Genomic DNA, 10,815 nt, shown 5'->3' on the forward strand with positions numbered 1-10,815 from the left:
AGGAGGTGATTCTTTGTTCCCTCCTCTTTTTAAGGGAGGGTTAGGGTGGGGTTAAGTAAAACAGCCTATGCCCTTGGCAGCACCTCATAGTGCATGTTCGGCCATACCACCATTGGCTTGGCCACTTCTGCTGCCTTCTCCTTGCCTGCCAGACGGACGACAATTTCCAGGGCGAACTCCTGCGAGGTGCCCGGCCCCTGGCTGGTCAGCAGGTTGCCGTTGACATCAAAGACGACACGCTTGGTACGGCGACGATCTTCCGGGATCTGCTCTATAAAGGCCGGGTGCGCCGTCATAATAGCCTTCGGATACATTTGGTGGTGCTCAAGCACTACGGCCGGCGAGGCACAAATCGCTGCCACCAGTTTGCCGTCATATTTATGCTGGTTGACGAACTCGACCAGTAACGGACTGTCGCGGAAGCACTCTGCACCGCCAAGGCCGCCGGGCAGGACGACACAGTCAAAAGGGTCGTCAGCAATTGACACCAGCGCGACATCAGCCACCAGCTTGATCCCGCGTGAGCCCTCGACGATTAATGCGCCGTCAGAGGCTGCGCTGGCTGTGGTGACCTCAAAGCCGGCGCGGATCAGGATATCGATAGTGTTGATCGCTTCCATTTCTTCGGTGCCAGGGGCGATACAGACCGCCACTTTGATTGGACGTTGCTGAGCGTCATTGGTCATTATCGTGTTGCTCCAGTTGTTTAATTTGTTGCCATAGCCGGGTATTGACCGGAACGGTGATCCCGTGTGCTTTAGCCCGGACAATCAGATAGCCAGTAATATAGTCGATTTCAGTGGGTCTATGCTGGCAAATATCTTGATTCATAGAAGAAAAGTTCTGGCTGGTGGCTTTAATCACCTTGTCGGCCAGGTGCTTCAGTTCATCGCAGTTTATTGGATAACCCTCAGCGGTCATCACCTGGGCGACTTCGTGGCAGATATCTGTGAGCTGCTGGCTGTAGTTCTGATTGGCCAGTTCACCGTTACGGCACTGGTGAATCGCGGTCAGTGGGTTGATGGCACAGTTGATAGCCAGTTTTTGCCACAGCGGGTAGGCGATATCATCATGCCACTGGCAGGGGGGAAGGGCATAGTCCAGCTCATTAGCCAGCGCTTTGTGTCTTCTGCCTGTCGTGTTCAGGGCGCCTAGCCAGGTTTGCCCGATGCCGGTATGACTGACCTGCTGCTCGTCGGGGCGAAAGGCTGCCTGTGCCGTAGTCGCGTAGAGCAACGGGTTCTCTGGTAACAGTTTACGGGCTATGTCCTGAGTTCCCATCCCGTTGTGCATAATAATGACCGGGGTTTCTGGTCTTAGGTGACGGCGAATGTCCTCGAGAGCCTGTTCAACCTGGAAGGCTTTAACGGTGACAAGAATGCTGTCAGCCTGGGTTAACCGGGCGGGCTGATTGGCTGGAAAGCTGCAGGTCGCTGATTTTTCATTCGGTGCTAACGGGTTTAGCTCTACTGTCAAACTCGGGGCGCTATCTCGGGTCCAGAAATGAACCTCGTGCTGCAGTGATAGTTTGCATCCCCATAAACGGCCGACGGCACCGGCACCGACAACGGTTAATTTCACCTGAACCTTCCTTTTTGTGTTGATTTCAATTGGCGCCAGTATTTTAACGTTACTTATACTGAGAGCTATACGAAGAAAGCAGGATAGCATTTTCTGCTGGAGAGGGAGAACAGGCAAAAGAAGGCGCATTCATATTGCTATGGATGCGCCACTGAAAGTCAGAAAAGAATAGGATCCATAGGGTCAGAATTTGTAGTTGATCGAGAAGTAGTGACCCCAGCCTGTGGTATCGCCGGCAAAACCGCCGTCTTTGAACAGTGCCATATTGTGGTAGTACTTAGCACCATAGCCAAAAGCCCACTGCGGGGTGTGATAGTAAATACCGTTGAACCATTCAACCGCTGTTGTTGTCCGGTTGACATCATCCGATATCTTCGAGGCACCGAATTTATAATCCAGGTACCCCTGATAGGTGATGAAATCGCCGCTGCTGAGGGTATACCAAGGCTTGAACCAGTTAGTGGAAATCATGTAACCATCCCACTCACTTTCGTTGTCTGCCCCGAAGTTTTCGCGGACATAGCGGGCATAGGTATTGAGCCCTACTTTCCCGAACCAGGGAACCTCAACATCTGACCCTATCCCTATATAGTGTTCGAACAGGGCATTATCACCCACATTGGTTACTGTCGATATATAGAGTTCCTGAACCGGCCCGAAGGAAAGATCTTTGCCAGTTAGTGCATCTAATGATGCTCTTGGTGCAAACTTGAAGAAGAAGTTATCTGCAAAGTCATTGCTGCCTTCAGGTTTGTTTCGGTCCGAGTTGCTGGAGTTAAGCACATCGAAAACATCCAGATACCCATAGAGATCCAGCCAACCGGAACGGCCGCCAAACTCCATCTCGAAGTAGGTATCATCCTGGAACCCGAAAGGGATGCGGTTGTTGATACTTTGCATCAGGTTAAAAGTGAACCACTTATAGTCATTTTTTCTGATGTCGTCGGAATAGTCGACGGCAAAGCTCGCACCGGAAAGGGCGAGGGCGGAACTGATACTAAGAGCTGCCAGAGTTTTATACATGATGACTTCCCGCTAACCATTTGCCATTGCTTGTTGTTCTTCTCGTCAGTTTGCTTTTCTAGGTATTGCCACGGTCTTGAAAGGCATGACAAGAAGTGTTCGTGAGCGTGTTGTAGGAGTAAAAATATACTTCGCGCTCATACAGCAAAGGCTAGCGCATATTCTCAGCGCTGTGCTTCTGTCTTATTGCTAAGTCGTATTTCTCAGTTGTTGGGAAAATAGTCGGGGAAAATATGGAAGAAAATGAACTAGAAAGCGGGGATGTCTCGTAAGTAATTTCAATCTTACTTTCGAGATATATTCGTAGCAAATAACAAAAAGGCGCCAAAGGCGCCTTTCATCTAGCTAAGTACAAATTAACTTAGAACTTGTAGGTAACAGAGATGTAGTGACCTACACCTGTAGATTTAAAGCCATCAGAGTCTTTGATACCGTAGATGTCTTTGTATGCTTTCAGGCCGTAACCTACCGCATAGCGGTCAGAGTGCCAGTACAGACCGTTGAACATTGCACCACCGCTGCTCGCGCCGCCAGTGTTTGGACCATCGTCTAGACCGAATTCGTAATCGATGTAACCCTGGTAAGACAGGAAGCTGCCGTTGTCGAAGAAGTGGAATGGTTTGAACCAGTTAGTGGCTAGGTGGTAGCCGTTCCACTCATGGTCGTTGCCGCGGTATGAAGCATATAGGTTCAGGCCGATTTTGCCCAACCAAGGAACCATCACATCTGAACCCAGACCGATTTTCTGGTTGTTTACACCAGAGTTACCGCCCCACTCCATAAGAGTAGCAACGTATAGCTCCTGAACTGGGCCGAAAGACAGATCTTTGCCAGTTACTGCATCCAGAGACATACGTGGTGCAAATTTCATGAAGATCTTTTCTTTGCCCTGCTTATCACTATCTTTGTCGCTGGTCAGGTTGAATACATCAACGTAGCCGTACAGGTCGAAGATGCCAGAGCGGCCGCCGAATTCCATTTCCAGGTAGTCATGGCTTGATTCACCTGGTAGCTCGTCAAAAGCGTACATTAGGTTGAATTGTGACCAGCTGTAGTCGTTCTTGTGGATGTCGTCAGAGTAATCTGCAGCATTAACTGCGGCAGGTAGAGCTGTTGCAGCTAGAACGCTAAGTGCTACTAGTGATTTACGCATGGTGAAGCCTCGCTAATTGTGTTTTATCTTTCGGACTTATTTATACGTTGTCCGTATTTATGGCGGTGATTCTATTGTTTTATGTCACTCTTGTGAATGTAACGATTGCGCAATCCTTTCCTAAACGTGATCGCGATCCTTTGTAATCGATTGCAAGGTGGGGTAATGGTGATCTCGATCGTTATTTTTAGTGCTTTCAGTGAAATTTTTCTGAACTAAATGATAAAGCGCTTATCTAACCGCAGTTTTGAGGGCGTTATCGACATAGAAAAGTGAGATAAATGAAGGGCGGAAGTACTCTTCATCAACAGAATACTTCCGGTTGGTGCTTGGTTCTTAATGATGCTGTGAGATTGGTTGCCTAACCACCTTCTGAGCTGGTTTGTGAGGAGGTGCTCGAGGTCTTGTCTACAGCATAGATCAGCAGCAAAACCGGCAGACCGATCAGTGCGGTTGTAAGGAAGAAAATGTTATATCCGAATGTGTCGACATAAAGGCCTGAAAAACCAGCAATAAACTTAGGGAATAAAAGCATAATTGAGCTAAATAGGGCATATTGGGTTGCTGAAAAGGCGACATTGGTCAGACTCGACATATAGGTAATGAACGCTGCGGTAGCGATACCCGCACTCAGGTTATCAACCGATATCACCAGCGTCAGCATAGGCAGGCTGTTCCCCATATAGGTAAATACCATAAACAGAATATTGGTACCGGCAGAAAGTACCGCACCCAGTGCAAGAATACGTAATGTCTTGAACTTGCTGACTAAAATCCCACCGAGTCCTGCTCCGAGCAAGGTCATGATCACGCCATAGACTTTTGATACCGAAGCGACTTCTGTTTTGGTAAAGCCCATATCGACATAGAAGGCATTGGCCATCACCCCCATTACAACATCTGAAATCCGGTAGCAGCCAATCAGTACCAGAATGAGCAGGGCATCACGACCAAAGCGGGAGAAGAAGTCCTTGAACGGCATGACGGCAGCGGTATAGAACCAGGCGATGATTCTGGCCAGTTGTGGCATCATACCGTTATCTGTGAGCTGATGGCGGAACTCTCGTTCTACATTGTCAATTTCCGAGCTGTCGATGTTAGGCTCGTGGATACAAAGTGCCGTGATCAAGCCGACAAGCATGAGCGATGCCATGATGAAGTAGGCTTGCTTCCAGCCGTTGGCATCATAGCCGCTGTCGGAGCCAAGCCAGGCAGCAAAGGCCAGGGCACCTGCACCGGCCATGATCATCGCCAACCGGTAGCCTGTCATATAGGCAGCGGCAAGGGCGGCCTGGAGGCGCTCCGTTGCTAACTCAATCCGGTAGGCATCAATGACGATATCCTGCGAAGCCGATGAAAAGGCAACAATGACGGCAAATACAGCCAACTGTACCAAATCGACCTGCGGGTTACTAAAGGCCATACCGCATAGCGAGGCGATGATTAAGAGCTGGGAAAAGACCATCCAGCCGCGGCGGCGGCCTAATAGCCGTGAGAGTACAGGAACGGGAAAACGGTCAATCAAGGGAGACCAGATCCACTTAAAGCCATAGGCCAAAGCGACCCAGCTAAAAAAGCCGATATCGGTTCGACTAACTTCTGCTTCCCGGAGCCAGAATGACAAGGTGCCGAAAACCAGCAACAGAGGCAGGCCGGAAGAAAACCCCAGTGCCAGCATGATCAGTACTTTCTTTTCGAAATAGACGCGCCAGCCTAGTTTGTTTTCCTTGATAAGTTGTTCCATTACTTCCCCTAAATCATCCGCAATGTTGCCGCTTTTCCTCGATTATAAATCTAAGCTACTGGGAACTTCAGTAAAATGACAGTAAAAAGATTCGCTGTGCTGAATGAAAGCGTTAAATACGACAAAGCGAGAGCCAGACTCTCGCTTTGACGTTTTCAACTCGGCGTTGATTCCTGTTTTCCACTTTTAGGTTATGGCCTAATCCCTTGCATTTTTTTCTGGTGTTCGCCTAGCCCGAGCAAAAACTGGGCTGTGGTTGTGACTTTAAACTGAATAAAGTTATTGCCGAGTAGCTCGTGCTCTTCGAGTGATTCAAGCAGATGGAGCAGGTACCAATAGGCCGATTCATAACTGTCGGCTGGCGTTCCCGATGCGACCGAGAGCTTCCACCAATCACGCAGATGTTCAGAACAGGTTTTACTCATGGAGTCGTAGCTGACATCGCCACTTAGTGTACCTAAGGCGCTTAGTGCCAGGGCGGGGGCGTAGTCAGCGATATGCTGATTGACCAATTCAGAAGATACATCTGGCCGGGATGAGATCAGTGTTAGCATAGCAGTCACCTGGTCGTAAGCTAACGGCCAGGTGACGTTAGCCTACTCTTTGATAATAGTAATAGCTTTAATAACTATAGGCTGCTGCGGGACATCTTTCATACCCATAGATCGGATAGTTGTAGTAGGAATTTCAGCCATTTTTTCAATAACTGAGAAGCCCTTCACAACTTTTCCGAATACGGCATAACCAGGGCGGCTGCCCTGAGCGTCCAAAAACGAGTTGTTCTGGTAGTTGATATAGAACTGGCGAGTTGCCGAGTCAGGATCTTGAGTACGTGCCATTGCTATGGTTGCACGTGCATTGCTCAGGCCGTTGGTTGACTCGTTTTTGATCGGTGGATAGGTAGGCCGGCGCTGCAAATCTTTGTCAAAGCCACCGCCCTGGGCCATGAAGCCCGGGATCACGCGATGAAAAATGGTACCAACGTAGCTACCGTCTTCGACGTAGCGCAGAAAGTTCTGGCTAGATAGCGGGGCATTTTTCTCATCCAGCTGAATGGTGAGTTCGCCGAGGTTCGTCTTCATCAGCACCTGCGTGGCACTGACAGGCAACGCAAAGCTCAATAGCAGAGCGACAAGGTAGCGACGCATTACAGGTTCTCCTGCATGTAGTTGTTCAGTTCAGGATCTGAATGGATGTCTTTTAATACGGCGGTGATCAGGCTGTTCATTGCTTCTTCCATATCTCCCATTGACGCACTCATCGCACCGTTACGTTCTGACTTGCCGGAGTAGCGCTTGACGAACTTGCCGGTCGGGGATTCGACAACCAACTGAAGCTGAAGTTTGCTGTTAAGCTCGTGGCTCATCATGCTGTGCTTGACGTTGATCATGGCTTCAAGGATATCCAAACGCATGGTTCCCTGGCTATCTTGCGTAATGGCGTAACCTTGTGATCTCAACTGGCGGGACAGGGCTTGTTCTAGCGTGATGCGTAAGTTTTGTGTCGCGTGCAGAGGCTGAACGTTCTGGCGGCCACTGTCGACAACGGCTATGAACTGAGCCGTTCTCAGGTCGCGGCTTTCCAGGCTTAGGGACTTACCCTGAGCATTAGCCTGAGTGCTGACAACAGGCGTCGGCGCAATGGTTAGCTGTGGTTCAGATGGTGCCGTACAGGCAGTAAGTGCCAAGACAGTGGCGGCAACAAAAAGCTTCTTCATATTTATTTCTATCCTTAACAAAAGCCGTTGTGAGCAGACAACGGCTCAATAGTAAAACATTGGGTTATTTTCCTGAACGGTAAACCACAAACTTATTATTTTGGGCGACGACCGACACATTACCAAATAAGCGTCTAAGTTTCCCATCGTAGCCCAGGTGGCGGTTACCAATGACAATTAACTGGCCTTTAGCTCTGAGAACTTGCTTTGAGTCACAAAACATTTGCCAGGCAATATGATCGGTGATGGCGGTTTGCTGATGGAACGGTGGGTTGCACAGAATGAGATCGGCACTGTCGTGTTCAAGCCCATCCAGGCAGTTGCCCACTTTGGCTGTCAGTTGATCCGGCGTGGGCAGGTTAAGTTTGGCGTTGGCCTGGCATGAGGCGACAGCCATATAGCTTTCGTCGACACAGGTGACGGATGCGTGGGGATTTAGCCGAGCGGCTTTTAGGCCGATAACACCGTTGCCACAACCTAAATCGACAATGTCGCGATAGTTGTCGTTCTGCGGGATATGTTCCAGCAGCAGGCGGGCACCGATATCCAGGCTGTCGCTAGAGAAGACATTGGCATGGTTGGTGATTGTCAGCTCATGCTCAGGAACCTCCCATTGCTGTGGGACCGGAAGCGGCTTCGCCAGCACCGGGTTAGGCTGGCAGAAAATCAGACGGGCTTTTTTGACCGCCAGGGATGTTTTGGTTTCACCCAGGTGTTTTTCAAACAGCTTCAGCGTCGAGGTATGGATATCTTTGGCCTTTGCAGCACCGATGACAGTACAGTCTTCTGGTAACAGGTTACAAAGCTGCTGTAGTTGCCAGGTAAGCAGGCGATTGTTTTTTGGCAGCTTAATTAACACCAGCTGCGGGTTATCCGGTAGCTCGGCCAGGCAGTCGACGATATTGACATGCGGTAGCTGGTTGGCATTGAGGTTGGCGAGGCAGCCTTGCCGGGCGATAAACGAGTCGGTGACGCTGGTGACGCGGCCTTTTTGAGTGAACCAGCAGCTTAGCGCCCCGAAACTGTCATTCATGATGAGAATTGGTCGCAGAGGATCCAGTGCCATCTCCTGGGTATGGTTGATGAGATATTCATCCGCGGCATCCCATGCTTGCAGGGTTTCGTTTTTTCGTACAGGGTAGCGCTTGAGTGTCAGTGCACGCTCGTGCAGGGTTAGCTCTGGTTTCATTACCGGTTACTTTAGGGTATGTTTACAATTAATTGAGTTGTCCATTTTCGCAGAACATGCCTGCGCTGCAAACTAAAACCCGGCTTTTGGGGCTGATTAATTACGGTCAGTTGTCTTACTGAGCAGATATTAAAGAAAAAGTTGCTAATTGTTTCGTGGCGGTTTTGTGGCCATTGCATAGCGATAAAGGTGAGAGTAATGATCCAGGAACGTATAGAAGAAAAACTGCAGCAAGCTTTTGAGCCTTTACATCTTGAAGTGGTTAACGAGAGCAACATGCACAATGTCCCGCCAGGATCGGAAAGCCATTTTAAAGTGGTTGTCGTGAGCAAGCAGTTTGACGGTGTTCGCCTGCTTGGTCGTCACCGCGCGATCAATACGGCGCTTGCCGAAGAATTGGCCAACAGTATCCATGCACTGGCCATACACACCTACACCGAGAGTGAATGGCAGAGCCTGGTTGACGGCGCGCCTGCGTCACCGGCTTGCGGAGGCGGGTCAAAACTGGGTGACTGAGTGACCTGATTAGCGCCGAACTGATTGATAAACCGCACTTTGCTGCGGTTTTTTTAGTCATAAACTTTGAATCTGCAGGCATCATTATCTTGAATATTCGCGTATTATTGCATTTACCTTCATAGGACATGCGGAGCCTGCCTCTCGGTGCTTGCCGATATAGGTAGCTGTCAGCGATGGTGAGCTGACTATACTGTTAAGAACTTGAACCTCTGTGACTTTTGCAGCGGCCGTTCAGATAGTAGAAGGGAATTCAATGATACAACGTAGTCGTAAGATCGTAATCGGGTTAGTGCTTGCTATGGGGTTGGTTGCTTGTGGCGAGCAGGGCAGCGACAAGAAACACCAACAGGTCAAGACCGTGGAATGGAAACTGGTTACCTCGTGGCCAAAAGGTTTCCCTGGCCTGGGGTTGGCTCCCGAGCGGTTTGCCGACAAGGTCAATGCGCTCAGTGATGGTCGTCTGGTCATAAAGGTTTACGGCGCCGGTGAACTGGTTCCCAGTTTCGACGTGTTCAATGCGGTGTCAAAAGGAACTGCCCAGATGGGGCATTCAGCCGCCTTCTACTGGCAGGAAAAAATTCCCGCGGCATCTTTTTTTTCTGCGACTCCTTTTGGTATGACGGCCCAGGAGATGAATGCCTGGCTGCACTATGGCGGCGGTCTTGAGCTTTGGCAGGAACTTTATGAGCCCTATGGTGTTATTCCTATGGCCGGAGGGAATACCGGAGCTCAGATGGGAGGTTGGTTTAATAAAGAAATCAACACCCTCGCTGATCTTAAAGGATTGAAGATGCGCCTGCCCGGATTTGCCGCGGATGTGCTGAAACGGGCGGGTGGTATTCCGGTAAGCTTGCCCGGCGGCGAGTTGTTTACGGCGCTTGAGACCGGTGCGATAGATGCTACCGAATGGGTTGGCCCCTATAATGACTTAGCATTTGGTTTACATAATGCTGCGAGGTACTACTATTATCCGGGGTGGCAAGAGCCGAGTACGACACTGGAGTTCTTGGTAAATAAAAATGCATATCAAGCCTTACCGGATGATTTAAAACAGATTGTTGTAGTGGCTGCGCGCGCCATCAACCAAGATATGCTTGATGAGTATATGGTGAAGAACGTGCAGGCGCTGGATGTGCTGGTCAATGAGCACGGCGTTGAGATCAGGCTGTTTCCCGAAGAGGTACTGGCTGAGCTGAAATCGTTGACACGGCAATTGATGAATGAAAAGAGCGCCAGTGATCCGGACGTTGGGCGGATCTATTCGTCATATAGCCAGTTTCTTACGGATATCCGTCAATATGGTCGGGTATCAGATAATGCTGATGTGAATATTGATTAACAAAGTATGACAAAAAATAAACAACTTAAATGGGGCTTTGTTGCCCCATTATTGTGACTGTTTCATTGGCATTGATTTTTTGTTAACAACGTATTTCAAGTGAGAATGTTTTGATAAATCAGCTTACTTCTCACATTTGTGCGTTGGCTCAAACTTATAACCGAATACCCCTATTGCGTTTGAAATGTTCATGGATTTTCACCTCGTTTAGCGTGGTTTGGCATAGTAAAAACACGTGGATTAATGCTAGAATCGCGGCCTCAAAATTACTCGGCACAAATTATGTGACAAGTAAGTTAATAGGATGTTGCGGTGTCGGTGTGGTTTAAAACCGGCTTCGGACGAAGGAAAGTCGTGTCTTAATTGCGCAATAGAAAATTCTTTTTCCCGTTAATGTAGTGCAAGTGCGTATGATTACAATAAAAAAGGGTCTGGATATCCCAATTTCAGGGACTCCTGCCCAGGCGATACATGATGGTAAGACCATCACACGAGTCGCCTTGCTTGGCGAAGAATATGTTGGTATGCGTCCTACAATGCATACCCGCGT

At 49.2% G+C, this 10,815-nt stretch carries 11 protein-coding genes and 1 pseudogene; 3 read left to right on the plus strand and 9 right to left on the minus strand.

The window, feature by feature from the left end:
* Nucleotides 1-65: 65 nt before the first annotated feature.
* The 9 genes from yajL to EIZ48_RS18540 form a co-directional block, all read right to left on the minus strand.
* Nucleotides 66-686 carry a protein deglycase YajL gene (gene yajL, locus EIZ48_RS18500; protein ID WP_160654520.1) on the minus strand — a complete coding sequence of 207 codons (621 nt, stop codon included), beginning with the start codon at nucleotides 684-686 and terminating at the stop codon, nucleotides 66-68.
* Nucleotides 676-1,581 carry a 2-dehydropantoate 2-reductase gene (gene panE, locus EIZ48_RS18505; protein WP_160654523.1) on the minus strand — a complete coding sequence of 302 codons (906 nt, stop codon included), beginning with the start codon at nucleotides 1,579-1,581 and terminating at the stop codon, nucleotides 676-678. Before panE ends, yajL begins: the two co-directional genes overlap by 11 nt.
* Before the next feature lie 183 nt (nucleotides 1,582-1,764).
* A complete protein-coding gene (locus EIZ48_RS18510) occupies nucleotides 1,765-2,604 on the minus strand; it encodes a nucleoside-specific channel-forming Tsx family protein (protein ID WP_160654526.1) in 840 nt (279 codons plus the stop codon).
* A 361-nt stretch (nucleotides 2,605-2,965) separates the two neighbouring features.
* On the minus strand, nucleotides 2,966-3,757 hold the full coding sequence (locus tag EIZ48_RS18515; protein WP_160654528.1) for a nucleoside-specific channel-forming Tsx family protein: 792 nt from the start codon (nucleotides 3,755-3,757) through the stop codon (nucleotides 2,966-2,968).
* A gap of 361 nt (nucleotides 3,758-4,118) precedes the next feature.
* Nucleotides 4,119-5,501 (minus strand): AmpG family muropeptide MFS transporter, encoded by a 1,383-nt coding sequence (locus EIZ48_RS18520; protein ID WP_160654531.1) that lies wholly within the window; start codon nucleotides 5,499-5,501, stop codon nucleotides 4,119-4,121.
* 191 nt (nucleotides 5,502-5,692) lie between these two features.
* The gene (locus EIZ48_RS18525; protein WP_075763738.1) at nucleotides 5,693-6,055 is read right to left on the minus strand and encodes a hypothetical protein; all 363 of its coding nucleotides are present in this window, start codon (nucleotides 6,053-6,055) and stop codon (nucleotides 5,693-5,695) included.
* Between the two features lie 42 nt (nucleotides 6,056-6,097).
* A complete protein-coding gene (locus EIZ48_RS18530) occupies nucleotides 6,098-6,649 on the minus strand; it encodes a peptidylprolyl isomerase (protein ID WP_160654533.1) in 552 nt (183 codons plus the stop codon).
* Nucleotides 6,649-7,218: a YajG family lipoprotein gene (locus tag EIZ48_RS18535; RefSeq protein ID WP_160654536.1), complete on the minus strand. Its 570-nt coding sequence runs from the start codon at nucleotides 7,216-7,218 to the stop codon at nucleotides 6,649-6,651. Before EIZ48_RS18535 ends, EIZ48_RS18530 begins: the two co-directional genes overlap by 1 nt.
* A 64-nt stretch (nucleotides 7,219-7,282) precedes the next feature.
* The gene (locus tag EIZ48_RS18540) at nucleotides 7,283-8,407 is read right to left on the minus strand and encodes a methyltransferase (RefSeq protein WP_160654540.1); all 1,125 of its coding nucleotides are present in this window, start codon (nucleotides 8,405-8,407) and stop codon (nucleotides 7,283-7,285) included.
* A 198-nt stretch (nucleotides 8,408-8,605) separates the two neighbouring features.
* Here EIZ48_RS18540 and bolA point away from each other — a divergent pair, with 198 nt between their 5' ends.
* The 3 genes and pseudogenes from bolA to EIZ48_RS18555 all read left to right on the plus strand — a co-directional run.
* A complete protein-coding gene (bolA, locus tag EIZ48_RS18545; RefSeq protein WP_160654543.1) occupies nucleotides 8,606-8,923 on the plus strand; it encodes a transcriptional regulator BolA in 318 nt (105 codons plus the stop codon).
* A gap of 256 nt (nucleotides 8,924-9,179) precedes the next feature.
* Nucleotides 9,180-10,265 carry a TRAP transporter substrate-binding protein gene (locus EIZ48_RS18550; RefSeq protein ID WP_160654546.1) on the plus strand — a complete coding sequence of 362 codons (1,086 nt, stop codon included), beginning with the start codon at nucleotides 9,180-9,182 and terminating at the stop codon, nucleotides 10,263-10,265.
* A gap of 410 nt (nucleotides 10,266-10,675) precedes the next feature.
* Nucleotides 10,676-10,815: pseudogene (locus tag EIZ48_RS18555) on the plus strand (Na(+)-translocating NADH-quinone reductase subunit A); the annotation flags it as partial.

Origin of the sequence: Photobacterium alginatilyticum (assembly GCF_009910675.1) — a bacterium.
Lineage (GTDB): Bacteria > Pseudomonadota > Gammaproteobacteria > Enterobacterales > Vibrionaceae > Photobacterium > Photobacterium alginatilyticum.

Bases quoted from the DNA above. Each gene is read 5' to 3' on its own strand.
- yajL (WP_160654520.1), bottom strand. From the start codon at position 686: ATGACCAATGACGCTCAGCAACGTCCAATCAAAGTGGCGGTCTGTATC.
- EIZ48_RS18510 (WP_160654526.1), bottom strand. From the start codon at position 2,604: ATGTATAAAACTCTGGCAGCTCTTAGTATCAGTTCCGCCCTCGCCCTT.
- EIZ48_RS18515 (WP_160654528.1), bottom strand. From the start codon at position 3,757: ATGCGTAAATCACTAGTAGCACTTAGCGTTCTAGCTGCAACAGCTCTA.
- EIZ48_RS18520 (WP_160654531.1), bottom strand. From the start codon at position 5,501: ATGGAACAACTTATCAAGGAAAACAAACTAGGCTGGCGCGTCTATTTC.
- EIZ48_RS18525 (WP_075763738.1), bottom strand. From the start codon at position 6,055: ATGCTAACACTGATCTCATCCCGGCCAGATGTATCTTCTGAATTGGTC.
- EIZ48_RS18530 (WP_160654533.1), bottom strand. From the start codon at position 6,649: ATGCGTCGCTACCTTGTCGCTCTGCTATTGAGCTTTGCGTTGCCTGTC.
- EIZ48_RS18535 (WP_160654536.1), bottom strand. From the start codon at position 7,218: ATGAAGAAGCTTTTTGTTGCCGCCACTGTCTTGGCACTTACTGCCTGT.
- EIZ48_RS18540 (WP_160654540.1), bottom strand. From the start codon at position 8,407: ATGAAACCAGAGCTAACCCTGCACGAGCGTGCACTGACACTCAAGCGC.
- bolA (WP_160654543.1), top strand. From the start codon at position 8,606: ATGATCCAGGAACGTATAGAAGAAAAACTGCAGCAAGCTTTTGAGCCT.
- EIZ48_RS18550 (WP_160654546.1), top strand. From the start codon at position 9,180: ATGATACAACGTAGTCGTAAGATCGTAATCGGGTTAGTGCTTGCTATG.